At 70.0% G+C, this 19,180-nt stretch carries 20 protein-coding genes; 11 read left to right on the forward strand and 9 right to left on the reverse strand.

Annotated features, from left to right (window positions below; genetic code table 11):
• Window positions 1-18: 18 nt before the first annotated feature.
• Window positions 19-1,425 carry a D-alanyl-D-alanine carboxypeptidase/D-alanyl-D-alanine-endopeptidase gene (dacB, locus tag AB0N22_RS10905; RefSeq protein ID WP_364639590.1) on the reverse strand — a complete coding sequence of 469 codons (1,407 nt, stop codon included), beginning with the start codon at window positions 1,423-1,425 and terminating at the stop codon, window positions 19-21.
• Between the two features lie 76 nt (window positions 1,426-1,501).
• On the opposite strand from dacB, the gene AB0N22_RS10910 reads away from it, so the two are divergent.
• On the forward strand, window positions 1,502-1,993 hold the full coding sequence (locus tag AB0N22_RS10910; RefSeq protein ID WP_056209957.1) for an inorganic diphosphatase: 492 nt from the start codon (window positions 1,502-1,504) through the stop codon (window positions 1,991-1,993).
• Window positions 1,994-2,034: 41 nt separating this feature from the next.
• Window positions 2,035-3,186, forward strand: coding sequence for a PQQ-dependent sugar dehydrogenase (locus tag AB0N22_RS10915; protein ID WP_364639593.1), 1,152 nt, complete (start codon window positions 2,035-2,037; stop codon window positions 3,184-3,186).
• On the opposite strand, the gene AB0N22_RS10920 is transcribed toward AB0N22_RS10915, so the two are convergent.
• Complete coding sequence (locus AB0N22_RS10920; protein WP_364639596.1) at window positions 3,167-3,775, reverse strand: TetR/AcrR family transcriptional regulator; 609 nt, start codon at window positions 3,773-3,775, stop codon at window positions 3,167-3,169. The genes AB0N22_RS10915 and AB0N22_RS10920 overlap by 20 nt on opposite strands.
• A gap of 53 nt (window positions 3,776-3,828) precedes the next feature.
• Between AB0N22_RS10920 and AB0N22_RS10925 the strand changes: the two genes are divergently transcribed.
• Window positions 3,829-5,295 (forward strand): NAD(P)/FAD-dependent oxidoreductase, encoded by a 1,467-nt coding sequence (locus AB0N22_RS10925; RefSeq protein ID WP_364639599.1) that lies wholly within the window; start codon window positions 3,829-3,831, stop codon window positions 5,293-5,295.
• The gene (locus tag AB0N22_RS10930) at window positions 5,295-6,602 is read left to right on the forward strand and encodes a cytochrome P450 (protein WP_364639601.1); all 1,308 of its coding nucleotides are present in this window, start codon (window positions 5,295-5,297) and stop codon (window positions 6,600-6,602) included. Before AB0N22_RS10925 ends, AB0N22_RS10930 begins: the two co-directional genes overlap by 1 nt.
• 76 nt (window positions 6,603-6,678) lie before the next feature.
• Here AB0N22_RS10930 and AB0N22_RS10935 read toward each other — a convergent pair whose 3' ends face one another.
• Entirely contained in the window at window positions 6,679-9,198 is a 2,520-nt protein-coding gene (locus AB0N22_RS10935) for a DUF3516 domain-containing protein (RefSeq protein ID WP_364639604.1), read from the reverse strand.
• 97 nt (window positions 9,199-9,295) lie between these two features.
• Between AB0N22_RS10935 and AB0N22_RS10940 the strand changes: the two genes are divergently transcribed.
• Window positions 9,296-10,258: an NADPH:quinone oxidoreductase family protein gene (locus tag AB0N22_RS10940; protein WP_364639607.1), complete on the forward strand. Its 963-nt coding sequence runs from the start codon at window positions 9,296-9,298 to the stop codon at window positions 10,256-10,258.
• 36 nt (window positions 10,259-10,294) lie between these two features.
• On the opposite strand, the gene AB0N22_RS10945 is transcribed toward AB0N22_RS10940, so the two are convergent.
• Complete coding sequence (locus AB0N22_RS10945; protein ID WP_364639610.1) at window positions 10,295-11,302, reverse strand: aldo/keto reductase; 1,008 nt, start codon at window positions 11,300-11,302, stop codon at window positions 10,295-10,297.
• Window positions 11,303-11,403: 101 nt separating this feature from the next.
• Here AB0N22_RS10945 and AB0N22_RS10950 point away from each other — a divergent pair, with 101 nt between their 5' ends.
• Together AB0N22_RS10950 and AB0N22_RS10955 are read left to right on the forward strand one after the other, a co-directional pair.
• Entirely contained in the window at window positions 11,404-12,261 is an 858-nt protein-coding gene (locus tag AB0N22_RS10950; RefSeq protein WP_364639613.1) for a helix-turn-helix transcriptional regulator, read from the forward strand.
• A gap of 9 nt (window positions 12,262-12,270) precedes the next feature.
• The gene (locus AB0N22_RS10955; protein WP_364639616.1) at window positions 12,271-12,906 is read left to right on the forward strand and encodes a DUF2461 domain-containing protein; all 636 of its coding nucleotides are present in this window, start codon (window positions 12,271-12,273) and stop codon (window positions 12,904-12,906) included.
• A 25-nt stretch (window positions 12,907-12,931) separates the two neighbouring features.
• Here AB0N22_RS10955 and AB0N22_RS10960 read toward each other — a convergent pair whose 3' ends face one another.
• The 4 genes from AB0N22_RS10960 to AB0N22_RS10975 are packed head-to-tail and all read right to left on the reverse strand — an operon-like array spanning window position 12,932 to window position 14,975.
• Window positions 12,932-13,918, reverse strand: a complete 987-nt coding sequence (locus AB0N22_RS10960; protein WP_364639619.1) for an aldo/keto reductase — start codon at window positions 13,916-13,918, stop codon at window positions 12,932-12,934.
• Window positions 13,915-14,301 carry a MerR family transcriptional regulator gene (locus AB0N22_RS10965; protein ID WP_364639621.1) on the reverse strand — a complete coding sequence of 129 codons (387 nt, stop codon included), beginning with the start codon at window positions 14,299-14,301 and terminating at the stop codon, window positions 13,915-13,917. Before AB0N22_RS10965 ends, AB0N22_RS10960 begins: the two co-directional genes overlap by 4 nt.
• A gap of 60 nt (window positions 14,302-14,361) precedes the next feature.
• Window positions 14,362-14,661: a hypothetical protein gene (locus AB0N22_RS10970; protein WP_364639624.1), complete on the reverse strand. Its 300-nt coding sequence runs from the start codon at window positions 14,659-14,661 to the stop codon at window positions 14,362-14,364.
• Window positions 14,658-14,975, reverse strand: a complete 318-nt coding sequence (locus AB0N22_RS10975) for a hypothetical protein (RefSeq protein WP_364639627.1) — start codon at window positions 14,973-14,975, stop codon at window positions 14,658-14,660. The genes AB0N22_RS10970 and AB0N22_RS10975 overlap by 4 nt, the downstream gene beginning before the upstream one ends.
• A gap of 124 nt (window positions 14,976-15,099) precedes the next feature.
• Here AB0N22_RS10975 and AB0N22_RS10980 point away from each other — a divergent pair, with 124 nt between their 5' ends.
• Genes AB0N22_RS10980 through AB0N22_RS10995 form a run of 4 tightly spaced genes read left to right on the forward strand, consistent with a single transcriptional unit; the run spans window position 15,100 to window position 18,456 of the window.
• Window positions 15,100-15,450, forward strand: a complete 351-nt coding sequence (locus tag AB0N22_RS10980) for a hypothetical protein (RefSeq protein ID WP_364639630.1) — start codon at window positions 15,100-15,102, stop codon at window positions 15,448-15,450.
• Between the two features lie 5 nt (window positions 15,451-15,455).
• A complete protein-coding gene (locus AB0N22_RS10985; RefSeq protein ID WP_364639632.1) occupies window positions 15,456-17,219 on the forward strand; it encodes a WXG100 family type VII secretion target in 1,764 nt (587 codons plus the stop codon).
• Complete coding sequence (locus AB0N22_RS10990; protein ID WP_364639635.1) at window positions 17,216-17,614, forward strand: hypothetical protein; 399 nt, start codon at window positions 17,216-17,218, stop codon at window positions 17,612-17,614. The genes AB0N22_RS10985 and AB0N22_RS10990 overlap by 4 nt, the downstream gene beginning before the upstream one ends.
• Complete coding sequence (locus tag AB0N22_RS10995; RefSeq protein WP_364639637.1) at window positions 17,611-18,456, forward strand: hypothetical protein; 846 nt, start codon at window positions 17,611-17,613, stop codon at window positions 18,454-18,456. The genes AB0N22_RS10990 and AB0N22_RS10995 overlap by 4 nt, the downstream gene beginning before the upstream one ends.
• Here AB0N22_RS10995 and AB0N22_RS11000 read toward each other — a convergent pair.
• The gene (locus AB0N22_RS11000) at window positions 18,435-19,157 is read right to left on the reverse strand and encodes a hypothetical protein (protein ID WP_364639640.1); all 723 of its coding nucleotides are present in this window, start codon (window positions 19,155-19,157) and stop codon (window positions 18,435-18,437) included. The two genes, AB0N22_RS10995 and AB0N22_RS11000, sit on opposite strands and share 22 nt — an antisense overlap.
• Window positions 19,158-19,180 lie beyond the last annotated feature (23 nt).

Genomic DNA, 19,180 nt, shown 5'->3' on the forward strand with positions numbered 1-19,180 from the left:
GGGGTCGGGCCCCGGTCCTCAGCCGCAGTTGCAGTCGGCGATGGCCGCCGCGACCTTGTCCAGAGCGGCCTGCGCCTCGAAGGGCGCGACCTTGCTGGTGCGGTCGGCCATCACCGCGAACACCACCGGCCGGCCGCCGGCGTCGAGCGCGTAGCCGGCCAGCGAGTGCACGCCCGTCAACGTGCCGGTCTTGGCCCGCACCATGCCCAGCGACGAGGTCAGCCGGGAGAAGCGGTCGACCAGTGTCCCGGTGAACCCGCTGACGGGCAGGTCCGTGACCAGCGCCGAGGTGCGCGCCGTCGACGCCGCGACGTTGACGGCCTGTGCCAGCGTCAGAGGGGTGATCCGGTTGCGGCGCGACAGGCCGCTCCCGTCGTTCAGCCGGAGCCCCTCCGTGGAGACGTCGGCCGAGTCCAGGACCTCGGTGACCGCCTCGGCTCCGCCGTCGAACGTCGCCGGCTTGCCTGCGGCGATCGCCGCCTGCCGCAGCATGACCTCGGCGGCCTGGTTGTCGCTGATCCGCATGAGTGTCTCGACGATGCGCGCCACCGTGGCGCTGCGCACGACGGCCAGGGTCGACGCACCCTGCGGCGCCTCAGCCGGCGCGGGCTCGCCCGTGACCGTGATGCCCCGGTCGGCGAGGAGCTTCGCGAACGTGCGCGCCGCGGCTGCCGCGGGCTCCCCCGCGCGTACGCCGTCCTGCACCCCTTGGTCGGCCCACAGGGCACTGACCGGGGTCACGATGTTCTGGCTGACGTAGGTCGGCTCCCAGCCGGGACTTTCGGCGGGACCCGCGAACAGCGAGGCGTCGAAGCCGACGGACACCCGGCTCGTCCCGTCCCGCTCCAGCGCCTCGGCCGCGCGCGCGGCGAGCGTCCTGAGATCGGCGCGGACGACCGGGTCATCCTTCTTCGTCCGCTCGACGGCGAGATAGGGGTCCCCGCCGCCCACCAGCACGACCTCGTCACCCGACCGCACGACCCTGGTGGCGAACCGGGTCTGCGGATCGATCAGCGACAGCGCCGCGAACCCCGTGAGCACCTTGGTCGTGGATGCCGGGACGTAGGGCCCGGATCCTGCGGACATCAGCTCGGTGCCGTCCGACGGCGACACGGCGGAGAACCCGATGCGCGGTCCGAGGACGGACGCACGGAGGGTCGGGCCGACGGCAGCCTCGAGCTTGGCTCGGTCGACGTCGCCCGGCGACGGGGCCCCGGAGGCAAGGTCGGCGGGCTCGGTGCTCGTGGTCAGCGACCGCGGCGGGACGACGTTCGCGGGCCCGCAGTCGCCGTCACAGATCAGCCCGTTGAGGTCGCCGCGAGACCACAGGGAGATGCCCACGGCCACGACGACCGCGACGACCAGTGCAGGGACGAGGATCGCGCCGCGAGGCTTCGCGACCCTGGTTCCCCCGTGAGATGGCACATGCGCCAGACTATAGAGAACCCGTCGCGCCGCCCTCATGGCTCGCGCACCCCACATTCAACCGCCGGAGGCACCAGTGATTTTCGACGTCACCGTGGAGATCCCCAAGGGCAGCCGAAACAAGTACGAGGTCGACCACGCGACGCATCGCATCCGCCTCGACCGCACGCTGTTCACCGCCACGCAGTACCCGGCCGACTACGGCTTCATCGACGACACGCTCGGACTCGACAGCGACCCACTCGACGCCCTGGTCCTGCTGTCGGAGCCGACGTTCCCCGGCTGCGTCATCTCGTGCCGCACGATCGGCATGTTCCGCATGACCGACGAGGCCGGCGGCGACGACAAGGTCCTCTGCGTCCCGGCCAAGGACCCGCGCCAGGAGCACCTGCGCGACATCCACCACGTCCCGGAGTTCGACCGGCTCGAGATCGAGCACTTCTTCACGGTCTACAAGGACCTCGAGCCCGGCAAGTCGGTCGAGGGCTCCACCTGGACCGGTCGGGTCGAGGCTGAGGCCGAGATCCAGGCCAGCTACGACCGCTTCAAGGCCAACGGCGGCTACTGAGGCCTGGACAACCTGCCCCTGCCTGGGCGCACACTGGTGGCATGAAGCGCTGGTGCCTTGCGGCTGTCGCCGTCCTCCTGCTGGCAACCGTCGTGGCCCCGGCCTCGGCGGAGACGACTCGACCGAGTCTGGACGTCAGCGTCGTCAAGTCCGGTCTCCAGATCCCCTGGGACCTGGCGTTCCTCCCGGACGGCTCGATGCTCTACACCGAGCGGTCCCGCAAGCGCCTGACGCTGCGTGAGCCGGACGGCGACGAACGCGTGCTGCTGGACTCGCCCCCGGGCATGTGGGCGTCCGGCGAGACCGGCCTGATGTCGGTCGAGGTGCCGACGGACTTCGCGTCGACCCGCGACATCATCACGTGCCACGGCTACCAGTCCGGGACCACCCGGGACGTCCGGGTCGTGCGCTGGCACCTCAACGCGACCATGACGGCCGCGACGGTCAAGCGCACGCTCGTGCGAGGCCTTCCGGCGACGAGCGGCCGCCACGGTGGCTGCGCCCTGCTCCGGGCCGGCAGCATGCTCTTCATCGGCACCGGCGACGCGGCGACCGGCCGCAACCCGCAGAACCGGTACTCCGGAGGCGGCAAGGTGCTGCGGGTCGATGCCACGACCGGCGGCACCCTCGCCGGCAACCCGTTCCGCAGCAGTGCCGACCCCATGGCGCGCAAGGTCTACACCTACGGCCACCGCAACGTCCAGGGCCTGGCCCGCCGTTCGACGGGCCCCGTGTGGTCGGTCGAGCACGGCAGCTACCGCGACGACGAGATCAACCTTTTGGTCAACGGCGGCAACTACGGCTGGCACCCCGTGCCGCGTGTCACGGGCGATCCGGCGTACAACGAGGGCGCCAACTCACCGATGACCGATCATGGGCTGCCGGGGACGCAGCGCTCGGCACGGTGGCGGACCGGCGAGCCGACGCTGGCGATCAGCGGCGCCGCGTTCGTCAGCTCGGCGTGGGATGCGTGGAACGGCGCCCTCGCGGTGACCGCCCTCAAGGACTCGTCGCTCCGGATGATGCGGTTCACGTCGGCCGGCCAGCTGCTGGAGACCTGGAAGCCAGCGGCACTCGACCACACGTACGGCCGCCTGCGCGCCGCCGTGCGCGGACCCGACGGCTCGCTCTACCTGACGACGTCCAACGGCACGGACGACAAGATCCTCAAGGTCACGCCGACGAGCCCCTGAGCAGCGCCCGCATGGTGTCGGCGAAGACGCCGACGTCGATCGAGCTGTCGAGCGAGCGCAGCGTGCCGAGGCCGATGCCGAGGCTCAGCAGCGTCGTGGCCGCCTGGTCGGCGTCGACCGTCTCACCGAGGCCTTCCTCCGCCGTCACCCGGCGCACGAGCTCGGCGATCGCCGCGCGGATCTCGCGGTGGCGCTTGACCAGCTCCGTCGCGACGTAGGGACTCTGCCTGGCGATGGCGCCGAACTCCACCTCGAGGGCGGTCCAGCGCGGCTGGCCGAGACCCTCCCGAGCCCAGCCGGCGAAGGCCTCGATCCGGCCGTCGAGATCCGTGTCCTGCGAGAACGCCGTGACGACGCCCTCGATCTGCTCCTCGTGGATGCTGTCGAGCACCGCCATGCACAGCTCCTCCTTGCCGGCGAAGTTGGAGTAGACGGCGCCCTTGGAGAACCCGGCCCGCACGGCGACCTTGTCGAGCGAGGTGGCGGCATAGCCGTCAGACAGGAACATCTCGCGGGCGACCTCGATCAGTCGTTCCCGCGTCATGGCCTGCCGCTCGGCCCTCGTGACCTTGGTGGTGTCTGTCGTCACAACCGCTTCCTCATCTCTTTCCAACCCACTCAGATACCGATAGTATCTGAAACGTGATCAAAAAGGACATCGTCATCATCGGTACCGGGTTCTCCGGCATGGGCGCGGCCATGAAGCTGCGCAAGGCCGGCCGTGAGGACTTCGTGGTCCTCGAGAAGGCGCACGACGTCGGAGGCACCTGGCGGGACAACACCTATCCCGGCTGCGAGTGCGACATCCCGAGCCACATGTACTCCTTCTCGTACGAGCTCAACCCGGAGTGGAGCAAGAGCTTCTCGGGCCAGGAGGAGATCTGGGCCTACATGCGCAAGGTCGCCGACGAGCAGGGCATCCGTCCGTACATCACGTTCGGCGTCGAGGTCACCGGCGCGTCGTGGGACGAGGACCGCAGCGTCTGGACCATCAGCACCCGTTCCGGCGAGGACTACGAGGCGCGCGTCGTGATCGCCGGCGTCGGCGGCCTGCATATCCCGAACGTCCCCGAGATCACCGGCGCTGACACGTTCGAGGGACCGCGCTTCCACTCCGCCCAGTGGGACCACTCGGTCGACCTCAAGGACAAGAAGGTCGTCGTCATCGGCACCGGTGCCAGCGCGATCCAGTTCATCCCGATCATCGCGCAGGAGACGCAGAAGCTGACGGTCTTCCAGCGGACGCCCCCGTGGGTGCTGCCCAAGAAGGACCGGCCGACCCCCGAGTGGCGCAAGAAGCTGTTCGCCACGGTCCCGGGCGCGACCCGCGCCTACCGCAACCTGCTCTACTGGGGCCTCGAGGCCCGAGCGATCGGCTTCAACGGGCACCTCAACGTGCTGCCGGTCGCCGAGAAGATCGTCAAGCGCTACCTCGAGAAGAAGATCCCCGACCCCGAGCTCCGGGCCAAGCTGACGCCCGACTACCGGCTCGGCTGCAAGCGTGTGCTGCAGTCCAACACCTACTACCCGACGTTCCTGCGTGACGACGTCGAGCTGAGCACCGACGGCGTCAAGGAGATCGTGGCCGACGGGGTCATCGACGGCAACGGCGTCAAGCACGAGGCCGACATCATCATCTACGGCACCGGCTTCCACGTCATCGACGCGTTCGACTACCTCGACATCAAGGGCCGCAACGGCGTCGACCTCGCCACGCAGTTCCGCGACCAGGGCGTCGAGACCTACATGGGGATGACGATCAACGGGTTCCCCAACCTGTTCTTCATGCTCGGCCCCAACACCGCCCTGGGACACAACTCCGTCGTGTTCATGATCGAGCAGCAGACCAAGTTCATCATCCGCATGCTCGACGAGATGGACCGCCGGGGCGCGGTCTCCGCGGAACCGACGCAGGCCGCGCAGGACGAGTTCAACGAAGAGGTCCAGCGGCTCGTCGAGAAGGGCATCTGGACGCAGGGCGGGTGCACCTCGTGGTACCTCGACAGCCAGGGCAAGAACCGCACGATCTGGCCGAAGTTCACGTTCCAGTACTGGTGGGAGACGCGCAAGGTCAACGCCCCCGACTTCGTCTGGGACAAGGCCGCCTGATGGCGCCGCGCAGCGACGGCTACGACATCCCCGCAGGGCCCAAGGGCTCGCCCGCCCGGATGACGTGGAAGTTCCTGCGCGACCGCGCCGGCACCGTGCCGGCGTACCACCGCGAGTTCGGCGACACGTTCTCGCTCCGGATCCTGCCGGGGCCTCGTATGCTCGTCGTGTTCAGCGACCCGGCGGACATCAAGGAGATCTTCGCCGCCGATCCGTCGCAGTTCCACGCCGGCAAGGGCAACGAGATCCTCAAGCCGGTCATGGGCAAGCACTCGGTCCTGCTGACGGACGACCTCGAGCACCAGCGGGCCCGCAAGCTGCTGATGCCGGCCTTCACGGGGCCGTCGATGCGGGGCTACCAGCCGCTGGTGGAGGCGATCGCCAAGGTGGAGGTCGACTCGTGGCACGACGGCGACACCCTGGTGACCCTCGACCGGATGAACGCCATCACCCTGGACGTCATCCTGCAGGTCGTCTTCGGCGTCACTGACGAGGAGCGGCTCGCGGTCCTGCGGCCCAAGGTCAACCGCATGGTCAACATCGACGCGAAGATGCTGCTCGCGTGGTCGTACCCCCGCCTGTTCAAGCTCCCGCCGTGGCGCGGCTACTTCAAGAACCAGCAGGAGGTCGACGAGCTCCTGTACGACGTCATCGCCGACCGGCGTGCGGCCCACGACCTCGACGGCCGGGACGACGTGCTGTCCCGGCTCCTGCGGGTCGGCGACGAGGGCGAGGAACCCCTCACCGACGTCGAGATGCGCGACCAGCTCGTCACCCTGCTGCTCGCCGGTCACGAGACGACCGCATCGGCGTTGTCCTGGACACTGCACGAGATCGGCCGCGATCCCGAGATCCATGCCCGCGCGCTCGCAGCCGCCGACTCCGGCGACGACGCCTACCTCGAGGCGTGCCTCAAGGAGGGCATGCGGCTGCACCCCATCATCGACTTCGTCGCCCGCACGCTGCAGAGCGACCAGGTCGTCGCCGGGCGGCGTCTGCCGCGTGGCACCACCGTCACGCCGTCGATCATGCTGTCGCACAGCCGTGAGGAGAGCTTCGCCGACTCGCACGTGTTCCGGCCCGAGCGGTTCACCGCCGGCAAGCTCGCCGCCAACACGTGGATCCCCTTCGGCGGCGGGGTGCGCCGGTGCATCGGCGCGGCCTTCTCCCTGATGGAGGGCACGGTCGTGCTGCGCGAGGTGCTGCAGCGCTTCGCCGTCAGCGCCGACGCCGTCGCGCCCAACAAGCTCCGCAACATCACCAACGTCCCCGGCGACAAGGCCCCGCTGCGGCTGACCGCCCGTTGACCGCCCCCAACTCTCGAAGGGTTGGGGCCCAGTTCTGCCCGTCGTGTGGGCCGCAACCCTTCAGAAGTCGGGGCAGCTATCGGGGGCCGACGTCGAGGATCGTGACGACGGCCTCGCCGGCCTCGTCGGATGCCGGCAGGTCGACCTGGGCCGTGATGCCCCAGTCGCGGTCGCCCTCGGGATCGTCGAACGTCTGGCGCACGGCCCACGTCGACGCGCCTTCCTCGACCATGAACAGCTCGGGGCCGCGGGCAGCCGGTCCGGTGCCGATCGCGTCGTACTCCTCGCGATAGGCCGCGATGGCCTCCATCCACGCCGCTGCGTCCCAGCCGTCCTCGCCGTCCAGCGCCCCGAGCTCGCTCCAGCGGCCGAGTGCCGCCAGCTCGACCCGGCGGAACAGCGCGTTGCGCACCAGCACCCGGAACGCGCGGGCGTTGCCGGTGACGGGTCGCGGCGGGGCGCTGCCCTCGGCCTTGGCCCGGACCTCGACGGGGTCCGTGCCGGGACTGATGAGCTGCTCCCACTCGTCGAGCAGGCTCGAGTCGGTCTGCCGCACGAGCTCGCCGAGCCACTCCGTCAGGTCGATGAGCTCCTCGTTGCGCAGCTGCTCGGGGACGGTGCGCAGCAGCGTCTTGTAGACGTCGGAGAGATAGCGCAGCACGAGTCCCTCGGACCTCGCGAGCTGGTAGTCGCCGATCAGCTCCGAGAACGTCATCGCCCGCTCCCACATCTCCCGCACGACCGACTTGGGCCGGAGCTCGTGGTCCGCCACCCAAGGGTGGCCCTGGCGGTAGGACTCGTAGGCGGCACCCAACAGCTCCTCGAGCGGCTTGGGATGCGTGATCTCCTCGAGCAGCTCCATCCGCTCGTCGTACTCGATGCCGTCCATCTTCATCTCGTTGATGGCCTCGCCGCGGGCTCGGTGCCGCTGGGCGTTGATGATCGGGCGCGGGTCGTCGAGGGTCGCCTCGACGACCGAGACCATGTCCAGCGCGTACGCCGGATCGTCGCGGTCGAGCAGGTCGAACGCCGCCACGGCGAAGGGAGACAGCGGCTGGTTGAGCGCGAAGTTGGCCTGAAGGTCCACCGTCAGCCGGAGCGTACGTCCGTCGGCATCCGGAGGGTCGACCTGCTCGACGACCCCGCCGGTCAGGAGCGCGTCGATGATCTCGTCGACCTGGGCGAGCAGCCGGTCCTGCGACTCCTCGGTCTCGTCACTCTCCCTCAGCAGGCGCTCGAGCGACGCGCGGGCGTCGCCGGGACGCGAGATGACGTCGAGGACCATGGCGTGACTGACGCGCATGCGGGACACGAGCGGCTCCGGCACCCCGGTGGAGAGCTTGGTGAACGTGCCCTCGCCCCACGACACGAAGCCCTCGGGCGCCTTCTTGCGCTGGATCTTGCGCTGCTTCTTGACGTCGTCACCGGCCTTGCGGACGAGTCGCGCGTTCTCAATGTCGTGCTCGGGCGCCTCGACGACCACGTGCCCGACGGTGTCGAACCCGGCGCGGCCGGCGCGACCCGCGATCTGCTGGAACTCGCGCACCTGGAGCTGGCGCTGGCGCACACCGTCGTACTTGGACAGCCCGCTGAACAAGACGGTGCGGATCGGGACGTTGATGCCGACGCCGAGGGTGTCGGTGCCACAGACCACCTTGAGCAGACCGGCCTGGGTCAACGTCTCGACGAGCCGGCGGTAGCGCGGCAGCATCCCCGCGTGGTGCACACCGACACCCATGCGGATGAGGCGCGACAGCGTCTTGCCGAACGCCGACGAGAAGCGGAAGTCGCCCAGGTGCTCGGCGATGACGTCGCGCTCCTCGCGCGTCGCGACCTTGATGCTGGTCAGCGCCTGCGCCCGCTCGAGGGCCGAGACCTGCGTGAAGTGCACGACGTACACCGGGGTCTGGTGCGTCTCGATCAGCTGCTCGAGGGTCTCCTGGATCGGCGTCGACACGTACTCCGAGACCAGGGGGACGGGGCGCTCGGACGTGGTCACGAGCGTGGTCTCGCGCCCGGTGCGCCGGGAGAGGTCGGCCTTGAACCGCGTCGTGTCGCCGAGCGTCGCCGACATCAGCAGGAACTGCGCCTTGGGCAGCTCGATCAACGGCACCTGCCAGGCCCAGCCGCGGTCGGGGTCGGCGTAGAAGTGGAACTCGTCCATCACGACCAGGCCGATGTCGGCGCCGGCACCCTCGCGCAGGGCCATGTTGGCGAGGATCTCGGCGGTGGCGGCGATGATCGGGGCGTCGGCGTTGACCGCCGCGTCACCGGTGACCATGCCGACGTTGTCGGCCCCGAAGATCTCGCAGAGGTCGAAGAACTTCTCACTCACCAGCGCCTTGATCGGGGCGGTGTAGACGCTGCACTCGCCACGTGCCAAGGCAGCGGCCATCGCGCCGGTGGCCACGAGGCTCTTGCCCGAGCCCGTCGGCGTCGCGAGGATCACGTTGGACCCGGCGACGCACTCGAGGATCGCCTCGTCCTGTGCGGGATAGAGGGTCAGGCCGCGGTGCTCGACCCACTGGGTGATCGCGTCGTAGACGACGTCCTCGTCGTCCGTCACACCCTTCGGCAGCAGGTCGATGAGTCGCATCGCGCCATTGTCCCTTGAGGGCACGCTGCGCGGGCCCCCGGCACCAAGCACGCCTGGCACTAAGCGATCGCTTAGTTCGTGCGCTAGTCTCACGACCATGAGAGCCGTGCAGATCACGACCCTCGACGGTCCTGCCGCCGTCGAGCTCGTCGACGTCCCGAGCCCCCAGCCCGCCGAGGGCCAGGTCCTGATCCGGGTCCGCGCGGCCGGCGTCGCGTTCCCCGAGGTGCTGCAGAGCCGTGGGCTCTACCAGCTCAAGCCACCGCTGCCCTTCACGCCGGGCGCCGAGATCTCCGGCGACGTCATCAGTGCGCCCGAGGGGTCCGGACTGGCCCCCGGCGACCGGGTCGCCGCACTGTGCCTGCTCGGCGGGTTCGCCGAGGAGGCCGTCGCCCCGGTCGACCAGACGTTCCCCATCCCCGACTCCATCTCGTACGAGCAGGGGGCCGCGATCGTCTTCAACTACGGCACCGCGATCTTCGCCCTCGTCGAGCGAGGCCGGATCACCGAGGGCGAGACGGTCCTGGTCCACGGCGCCGCCGGCGGCATCGGCACAGCAGCGATCCAGGTGGCAAAGGCGTTCGGCGCCGGTCGCGTCACCGCCGTGACCTCGACCGCCGAGAAGGGCGGCATCGCGCTCGAGGCCGGCGCCGACGCGTTCGTGCTGGCCGAGGGCTTCAAGGACGCCGTCAAGGAGCAGGGCGGGGTCGACGTCGTGGTGGACCCCGTGGGCGGCGACGACCGGTTCACCGACTCGCTCCGGTGCCTCAAGGAGGACGGCCGACTGCTGGTCATCGGCTTCACCGCGGGCGAGATCCCGAGCGTCAAGGTCAACCGCCTGCTCCTCAACAACATCTCCGTCGTGGGTGTCGGGTGGGGGGCGTACGCGTTGTCGCGTCCCGGGCACGTCGCCTCCGAGTGGGCGGCGCTGCTGCCCCATCTCGAGAGCGGGGCACTCCGCCCGGTGGTCGGCCCGACGTTCCCGCTCGCCGAGGCGACCCAGGCCCTCCTGACCCTCGAGGAGCGGCGGGCGACCGGCAAAGTCCTGCTGCTTCCCTGAGCGCCCTGCCGTCTACCGAGCAGGGCAGACCGGCTGCTAGCGCTCGCTGTCGAGCATGGCCATCTGCTCCTCGGCGTAGCGCGTGCCGGCCACCTCGTCGACCGGCATCGCGGCCTCGATCGCCGCGAGCTGCTCCTCGGTGAGCACGACCTCGGCGGCCCCGAGTGTCTCGGCGAGACGCTCGCGCGTACGGGCGCCGACGACCGGGACGATGTCGTCGCCCCGTGAGGCCACCCAGGCGATCGCGGCCTGGGCGACGGTGATCCCGGCATCCGAGGCGACGCCGCGCAACGCCTCGACGAGCCGCAGATTGCGGTCGAGGTTGTCGCCCTGGAACCGGGGCGTGTGCGCCCGGAAGTCCGTCGAGCTGGTCCTCGACGGGTCGTAGTGGCCACTGATCAGCCCACGGGACAGCACGCCGTACGCCGTCACGCCGATCCCGAGCTCACGGCAGGTGTCGAGGATCTCGCCCTCCAGTCCTCGGGAGATCAGCGAGTACTCGATCTGGAGGTCCGAGATCGGGTGCACCGCGTGCGCGCGGCGGATCGTCTCGGCGCCGACCTCCGAGAGACCGATGTGCCGGACGTACCCGGCCTCGACGAGCTCGGCGATCGCGCCGACGGTCTCCTCGATCGGCACGCCCGGGTCGAGCCGCGCCGGGCGGTAGATGTCGACGTGGTCCGTCCCCAGCCGCACGAGGGAGTATGCGAGCCAGGTCTTCACGGCGGCCGGCCTGGCGTCCGCGCCGAGCCACGCGCCGTCCGGACCGCGCAGCGCGCCGAACTTCACGCTGATGTCGACGGTGTCGCGGTCGCGGCCGCGGAGCGCGTCCGCGAGCAGCAGCTCGTTGTGGCCCATGCCGTAGAAGTCGCCGGTGTCGAGCAGCGTGACGCCGGCGTCGAGCGCGGCATGGACCGTGGCGATGCTCTCGTCGCGGTCGGCGGGTCCGTACAGGGCGGACATCCCCATCAGCCCCAGTCCGATCGCCGGGGTGGCTCCGAGGGTGCCGAGTGTCTTGGTGGTGGTGAGTGTCGAAGTGGTCATGCCTCCAGCCTGCGTCGCTCCCGGCTCGTGCGGGAGAGGAGCGTTCAGCCACGGACTGGCGGTCCCTGTTTACGGCTCCACGGACGAGCGATGATGGGCACATGGACCGCACCTCGCTCGCCGACTTCCTGCGTCGCCGCCGTGAAGCCCTGCAGCCTTCGGACGTCGGCCTCACGGTCGGGCCACGGCGCCGCGCCCCTGGTCTTCGCCGCGAGGAGGTGGCGCACCTCACCGGGATGTCAGTCGACTACTACGCGCGGCTCGAGCAGGCCCGCAGCCCGCAGCCGTCCATCCAGATGCTGCGCGCCCTCGCCCGCACGCTCCGCCTGTCGGCCGACGAGACCGACCACCTCCACCGACTCTCCGGACACGCCGCGCCGGACCGCACCGGCTCATCGCCGTACGTCCGTCCGGTGCTGCTGCGGGTCATCGACCAGCTCGACGACTGCGCGGCGTTCGTGGTCTCGGACCTCGCCGTGATCCTCGCCCAGAACCGGCTGTCGCGACTCCTCCAAGGCGACCACAGCGGTCTCTCCGGTGTCGAGGCGAGCTCCACGTGGCGGTGGTTCGCGAAGCCCGAGACCAGGTCGATGCCGGAGGAGGACCAGCCTGAGCAGAGCCGCATCCGCGTCGCCGACCTCAGGGCCACGTGGTCCCGTCGGCCGCACGATCCGGACGTCACGGCATTGGTCGAGGCCCTGCTCGCCACAGGCTCGGAGTTCACCGAGATCTGGGAGCGCCACGAGGTCGGGCTCCGGCACCCGACGTCGAAGCGGCTCGTCCACCCCAAGGTCGGGATGCTCGAGGTCGACTGCGAGACCATGGCGACGGCCGAGGAGGGCCAGAACCTGGTCATCCTGGGGGCGGCCCCCGGCTCCGAGACGTACGGGAAGCTCGAGCTGCTGCACGTCCTGGGCGAGCAGAGCCTCGGAGGACAGGGCGCACCGGTCCCGAAGTAACCTCGCAGCGTGCCTGAGTTCACCGGATTCCCCGTCGCGGCCCTCGACTTCTACGACGACCTCGAGATGGACAACACCAAGTCCTACTGGGAGGCGCACCGGGAGACGTACGACCAGGCGGTCGCAGCTCCGATGAAGGCGCTGGTCGCGTCACTCGCCGAGGAGTTCGGCGACGCCAAGGTGTTCCGGCCCTACCGCGACGTGCGGTTCGCGAAGGACAAGACCCCCTACAAGACGCACCAGGGCGCGTTCGTGCCCAAGGGACCGTCGACCGGCTACTACGTCCAGGTCGGCGCACCCGGCGTACGCGTGGGCGTGGGCTTCTACGAGGCGTCGTCGCCGCGGCTGGTCAGCATCCGTGAGGCGATCGCCGACGAGCGGCGCGGCCGCGAGCTCGAGGAGGTCCTCGCCACGATGCAGGCGGCCGGCTGGGAGCTCGGCGGCGACCGGCTCAAGACCGCGCCGCGCGGCTACGACGTCGAGCACCCGCGCATCGAGCTGCTGCGGCACAAGTCGATGACCCTCGGCAAGAGCTACGGGTTCGAGCCCTTCATCCACACCGCCGAGCTGCTCGACCACGTACGTTCGGACTGGCGCGAGGCGACACCGTTCGTCGAGTGGGTCCTGCACTACGCGAAGGCCTAGCCACCCGGCACACCGCGTCGTGGAGCTAGACGTGCACCGACCGCATGCCGGCCTCGTCATAGCGCTCGCCCGACGTGACGCCCACCGGCGCGGCGTCGGAGAGAGCGGTGAGCTCCTCGCCGCTGAGCTCGATGTCGACCGCAGCGACGTTCTCCTCGAGGTAGACCCGACGCTTCGTGCCCGGGATCGCGACGACGCCGTCCTGGTGCAGGACCCAGGCCAGCGCCAGCTGGCCAGGCGTCACGCCCTTGGCAGCCGCCAACGCCCGTACCTTGTCGACCACGGCCAGGTTGTGTCTCATGGCCTCGTCACCGAAACGGGGATTGTTGCGGCGCCAGTCGTCCTCGGCCAGATCAGTCGTCGACGAGATCGCGCCGGTCAGCACGCCGCGACCCAGCGGCGAGTACGCGACGAACTCGATGCCGAGCTCGCGAGTCGTGTCGAGGACGCCGTTGACCTCGGGACTGCGCTCGAACAGCGAGTACTCCGTCTGCAGCGCCGTGATCGGGTGTGTCGCGTGAGCACGCCGGATCGTCTCGGGGGCTGCCTCGGACAGGCCCAGGTATCGGACCTTGCCCTCGGCGACGAACTCTGCCATCGCCCCGACAGTCTCCTCGATCGGGACGTCCGGGTCGACGCGGTGCAGGTAGTAGAGATCGATGGTCTCCATCCCGAGGTTCCTGAGCGAGCGTTCCAGCGCCTTGCGGGCGTACGCCGGGCTGCCGTCGGCCGGGCCGACCGTGCCGTCGTCCTCGATGTGGCTGGCGAACTTCGTCGCGATGGCGAACTCGTCACGCCGGTGCCCGACCTCCCGGCCGATGAGCCGTTCGTTGAGGAACGGCCCATAGATCTCGGCCGTGTCGATCATCGAGACACCGAGGTCGAGCGCGCGGTTGAGCGTCGCGGCGGACTCCGTGTCGTCACGGCCGCCGTAGAACGCTGACATCCCCATCGCGCCGAGTCCTTCGACGCTGGCCTCGAGGCCTTGGCTCCCCCATGCGGTGGTCTTCATCCGTTCACCATCTTCTTGTAGTGGTCGATCTTGCGGTTGATCGCGGCGAGATGCGTCTGCACCGCGGCGAGCTCGACGAGCACGTGCTCGCGATGTGCCTCGAGGATCGCCATCCGCTCCGGCTCGCTGCCCTCGACTCGATAGAGGTCGACGAAGCGACGGATGTCGCGGATCGGCATGCCGGTGCGGCGCAGCATGACGAGCGTGCCGAGCCAGCGCACGTCCTCCTCGGTGTAGCGGCGCTGCCCCGACGCGGAGCGCTCCGGACGGCGGAGGGACAGGCCCTCCTTCTCGTAGTAGCGGAGGGTGTCGACGCTCAGTCCGCTCAGCTCGGCGGCGCCGCTGATCGTCACGCCCTCGGCGGGTACCTCGATCGTCGTCATGCCGCCAGCATTCACCCTGGAGCGCACTCCAGGTCAAGTCGTGCTGCCCGTCGACTCCGGTCAGCCGATGATGGCGACGTTCTCGACCTCGGCGTCGTGCGCCTTGCCGGCCACGTCCTCGAGCGCCGTGCGCACGTCCTCGAGCGCAGCCGCCAGCTTCTCGACCCCGGAGCGCAGGCGCTCCTGGTAGTCGCTCTGCGCGATCCGCGACGTCGTGGCGGTCGACCAGCCGGACACCTCGGCGTCGACCTTGTCCAGCGCGGCCTGGATCTCGGTGGTGATGGTCTCGTGAGCGTCGGCCATGGCCGTCTGCATCTCCTCGAGGGAGCCATGGCGCACGATCAGGGAGATCTCGCTCATTGCGGGCCGTCCAACCTCGTCGCGATCCGGCCGTACTCCTCGCGTTGCTGCAGGTCGGTCCGACCCTCGGTCGAGTCGACCTCCACGAGCTTGGTCGCGTACAGGTCGAGGATCGCCGGCAGCTCCGTGGCCACCTCGAACCAGGCCTGCACCGCCGTCGCCAGCCCGCCGGCGGACGCGCCCTTGAACCCGCCTGCCGCGCACTCGAGCGACGTGGCCAGGTCCTGCAGCGCGGTCCGGATCGGGTCGATCGCGTCGATCAGGACCCCGGCGGCACGGGTCTGTGCGCCGATCTCGAGCTCGGTGTCAGCCATGAGACCCCCCATCAGTTCGTGGTCCCATCGATTGTGCCAGCCGCCGGCCGGCCGCGGCGGACAGGCCACAGCGGCGGGGCGATCCCTTCGGCCGCCTCGCGTTACCATGTCGGGACCACGGCAGATGGCAAGGATCGAGGGGGTCGACGTGCCGTCGTACGACTTCGAGGTGGACCTCCAGGCGCTGGTCAAGGCCGCGCAGGGGACCGCCGAGTCCGTGCAGCTGTTCAAGGACAAGGACGTCGAGGACCTCGTCCCGACCGAGGGTGACGTCGGCGTCGACGAGGTGTGGGACGCACTCGACGAGTTCAAGGACCGCTGGGAGCGCGGCATGAACAACCTCGTCAAGGACGTCGAGGAGGTCGCCGGCCGACTCGGCAAGATCGCGATGAACTACGCCGAGTTCGACAAGGCCGGCAACGAGACGCTCAACGCCGTGGCCAAGGACGTCGAGACCTTGCGGATCATGGACTGACGCCCGTGCCTGACTTCTCGATCAGCGGCAATCCCGAAGGCATCCGCTCTCGCGCAGCGACGATGCGCACCAAGGGCGACTCGTTCGTCGCGGTGGGCGACGCGCTCGACCGCATCAGCACCGACGGCTGGACCGGCCGGGCCGCCGATCACTTCCGCGACGAGTTCGACTCCGAGCCGAGCCGCTGGCGTGACGCCGGCAACGGCTTCATCACCGCCGCATCGGCACTGGAGACGTTCGCCTCCGAGCTCGAGGACGCCCAGCGGCGCGCTGCTGAGGCCGAGGCCGAGCACACCCGCGGCGACTCGGTCACCACCTCGGCCCGCCAGTCGTACGACGCCGACGTCAGCCGGGCGCGCAACGAGGTCGACGCGGCGAGCGCGCGCGGCGAGACGATGACCCTGACGATCCTGCCCTTCAGCGATCCCGGCGAGTCGATCCGCAGCGGCGCCCTCTCGGCGTACTCCTCGGCGCGGGCCGACCTCGAGGCCGCCGGCCAGGTGTGCGCCGGCGCCGTGCGGGCCGGCTGCTCAGCGGCGCCGGAGAAGCGCAAGTGGTGGGAGTCGGGGCTGGCCGCGATCGGCGGGTTCTTCGCCGGTGCCGGCGAGGCCGTGTGGGACCTGGTCACCCTGCCGGGGTCGCCCATCAGCTTGATCATGGACTCGATCGACCTGGCCTCCGGCCATCTCACACCCGAGGAGATGGCGGTCAAGTATCGGCTCGGCATCGAGCAGGTCGGTGACATCCTTGGCGCCCTCAAGGACGACCCGCTCGAGTTCGGCAAGAACATCGGCAAGGCCATGCTCGACTGGGACACCTGGGCCGACGACCCGGCACGGGCTCTCGGCCACCTCCTCCCGGACGCCATCATCGCCGTGCTGACCGCAGGCACCGGCGCGGTCGCGACGCGCGGCGTCAAGGGCGGCATCGACGGGCTCGAGGCGCTGGGCAAGCTCGACGACCTCGCCGCGATCGGCAAGCTCGACGACCTCGGTGACCTCGGCAAGCTCGACGAGATCGGCGACCTCGGCAAGCTGGACGAGATCGGCGACGGTGGTCGGATCTACGACACGTTCGACGACGGCGTGCACCGCACTGACTTCGCGCCCGAGCAGCTGGGCGACAACACCTCGATCGACGACGTGCTCGACGAGGTCGGGATGTCGCGCGACGAGCTCATCGACACGATCAACACCCCCGTCTCGGAGCTCTCGGCGGCCGAACGTGCTGCGCTGGCTGAGGTACGTGACGCGATCCCGTCCCCCGACGCGGGCACCGTGATGCAGAAGGTCCTCACCCCGGACCAGCTCCAGCGCTACCTCCTCGATCCGTCGAGCGCGCACCCCGACTGGTTCGACCCGTCGACGATCGGCGGCTCGGTCACGAGAGCGGACGACACAGCGCACCTCGGCACCCCGGACGCCCTGCACGACGGCCTGCGCCTCGACTACCCCGGCAGCCCGTTCGCCCCGGGCGACAGCAGCTCCCACGTCATCCGGTTCACCACCCCCGACAGCTTCGAGGCGCCCCGCTTCAGCGAGCTCGGGGGGCCTGGCACGTACGATTCAGGCTTCGACGACCCGTTCACCGGCAACGGCTTCACCAAGGCCGGCGATGACATCATTCCCGAGTGGCAACCCTCGCAGGCCAACGGCGGACCCACCGTGAAGATGAACCCTGGAGCCGAGATGTGGGAAGTGCTCGACAACGGAAACCAGCGACTGGTCGGCGTGCTCGACGATGCGGGACAGTGGGTGCCGGTCGGATGAGCCCCACCGCACTTCCCTCCAGCGCCCGCATCTGCGTCTACCGCGGGCGCGAGCTCGAGGAGATCATCGCCGGGCCCGACTTCGTCACGGTGCACGACGACGGTCTCGACGCACCTGACGCGATCGACCGCGGCGACTCGGGCAAGGGCCCGTGGGTCCGGCTCCCGACGTCGTCCTGCGACCGTCGCTACCGACGTGACGTCACGGCCGTCTGGGACGGGCAACAGGTGTACGTCGTCGGCACGCACGGCAGCTCGGCCGCCATCACCTTCCAAGGAGACCCGCAGTGGGCTCGGGACCACGGCCTCTCCGGATCGCAGCACGAGTCCTGGGGCGGGTCGGCCCCCCTCGACGAGCTGACCGGCGTGACCGTCCGGGAGAGGGATCTCGCATGACTCCGCCGACCCAGACGATGCTCAAGGTGCTCTGGCCGCACCAGGTCCGGGGGATCCTCGACAGCGGGCTCAGCAGCATCGGCGGGCCCGTCGTCCGGGCCGCCGACCTGCCCCTGTCCGATCCCGCGGACCTCCTGCGAACCTGGGGCTGGGAGGCCCGCCATCCCTACGGTGACCCGCCGCAGATGACGGACGTCCTCCGCTTTCCCATGCATCCTCTGATGAGGACGTCCACTCCCTCAGACTCCAGCGGCCACCACGTGCCCTCGTTCTCGCGCGGGTTCCTCCCGTCCACCGACGCCGTCGTCCCGGTGTTCGACCTCGCCCTCACCCGGGTCCCGACCGGGGCCGAGCTCTGGCGGCTCCGGACGGGTGAGGCCCCCGCCCTCAAGCTGGTCTACGACGGACCCGCCGCCGGCTGGCGCCAGGCCCCGTCCTACTTCCCACCGCTCCACCTGGTGGGACCTCGCGCTCGATGGAATGGCGAGGACCTGCCGGCGGCATTCCGTGCGGACACCTCCCAGATCGAGCTGGTCCACGTCGGTGACGGGCCACCGCCCGGGTTCGAGCCGGTCCGGCCCACGGTCTCCCGCCGCATAGTCGATGTGGCTGAGTGCGAAGCGGTCTTCGAGGCCGTGCTGACGGGCCGGGTGGGCGAGCTGCCCGTCCGCGTGCTGCAGCGCGCCGGCGATCACTCGCTCGTGCACGTCACCGGGATCAGCACCGAGGTCGCGACCGACCTCGGTGCGGTCGAGGTCGAGCCCGGCCGCTTCGAGCTGGTCACACCGAGCCGGACGGTGACCGATCTCGGCGGTTCCACCTACGAGCTGGCGTCGTCCTGACCCGTCGCCGAGGAGTGCGGAAGCACGCCCGAGGGCGTACGCCGGACCAGGTGCCGCCAGACCACCGCTGCGATCACCACGAAGGCGGTCGCCAGGGTTCCGACAGCAAGCGCGTCGGCCACGTCCCGCTCCACGTGCCCGAAGCTCGAGATGATCGCCATGACGACGTTCGTGGCGATGAACGCGCCGACCGCCCCGGCGGCGATGGTGATGGCGCCTCGCCGCACCACCGTCAGCTCCGGTCCGGCGCCGGCAGTCGTCTCGCCAGAGGTTGCGAGCGGAGCCGGCTCGGGCGACAGGTCGAGCTGCGACGGCAGGAGCAGCCAGGCGGCCGACCCACCCAGGGCGCCCACGACGATCACCGCAGCCAGCCCGGCGCCGAAGAACAGCGCGCCCAACGTGAACGTGGACACCACGGCGGACACTCCGGCCGCGGCCAGGGCGCCGCGCAGGCGGCGCCGCTCCGGCGTTCCTGCCGATGACCGGGCCACGAGCACGGCGACCACGAGGCCGACGGCGCCCGTCACGGCGCCGACGAGCGCACCGATGACCGCCGCGACGACGTAGAGCCCGGGCAGGTCCTCGACGTCGGCGAAGCCCCTGATCTCGTCCGTGCCGATGACCACGAGCCCCAGCAGGACTGCGACCACGATGCCCATCGCTGCTCCGACGACGGCTCCACGCCACACCGTTCTCGCCACGCTGGTTCCCCGATCGAGTAGGT

It is taken from the genome of Aeromicrobium sp. NPDC092404 (assembly GCF_040684095.1).
Classification (GTDB): Bacteria; Actinomycetota; Actinomycetes; order Propionibacteriales; family Nocardioidaceae; genus Aeromicrobium.

Excerpts from the sequence above, each read along its gene's own strand:
- AB0N22_RS10915 (WP_364639593.1), top strand. The coding sequence starts at position 2,035 with ATGAAGCGCTGGTGCCTTGCGGCTGTCGCCGTCCTCCTGCTGGCAACC.
- AB0N22_RS10930 (WP_364639601.1), top strand. The coding sequence starts at position 5,295 with ATGGCGCCGCGCAGCGACGGCTACGACATCCCCGCAGGGCCCAAGGGC.
- AB0N22_RS10935 (WP_364639604.1), bottom strand. The coding sequence starts at position 9,198 with ATGCGACTCATCGACCTGCTGCCGAAGGGTGTGACGGACGACGAGGAC.
- AB0N22_RS10940 (WP_364639607.1), top strand. The coding sequence starts at position 9,296 with ATGAGAGCCGTGCAGATCACGACCCTCGACGGTCCTGCCGCCGTCGAG.
- AB0N22_RS10945 (WP_364639610.1), bottom strand. The coding sequence starts at position 11,302 with ATGACCACTTCGACACTCACCACCACCAAGACACTCGGCACCCTCGGA.
- AB0N22_RS10950 (WP_364639613.1), top strand. The coding sequence starts at position 11,404 with ATGGACCGCACCTCGCTCGCCGACTTCCTGCGTCGCCGCCGTGAAGCC.
- AB0N22_RS10960 (WP_364639619.1), bottom strand. The coding sequence starts at position 13,918 with ATGAAGACCACCGCATGGGGGAGCCAAGGCCTCGAGGCCAGCGTCGAA.
- AB0N22_RS10965 (WP_364639621.1), bottom strand. The coding sequence starts at position 14,301 with ATGACGACGATCGAGGTACCCGCCGAGGGCGTGACGATCAGCGGCGCC.
- AB0N22_RS10970 (WP_364639624.1), bottom strand. The coding sequence starts at position 14,661 with ATGAGCGAGATCTCCCTGATCGTGCGCCATGGCTCCCTCGAGGAGATG.
- AB0N22_RS10975 (WP_364639627.1), bottom strand. The coding sequence starts at position 14,975 with ATGGCTGACACCGAGCTCGAGATCGGCGCACAGACCCGTGCCGCCGGG.
- AB0N22_RS10980 (WP_364639630.1), top strand. The coding sequence starts at position 15,100 with ATGGCAAGGATCGAGGGGGTCGACGTGCCGTCGTACGACTTCGAGGTG.
- AB0N22_RS10990 (WP_364639635.1), top strand. The coding sequence starts at position 17,216 with ATGAGCCCCACCGCACTTCCCTCCAGCGCCCGCATCTGCGTCTACCGC.
- AB0N22_RS10995 (WP_364639637.1), top strand. The coding sequence starts at position 17,611 with ATGACTCCGCCGACCCAGACGATGCTCAAGGTGCTCTGGCCGCACCAG.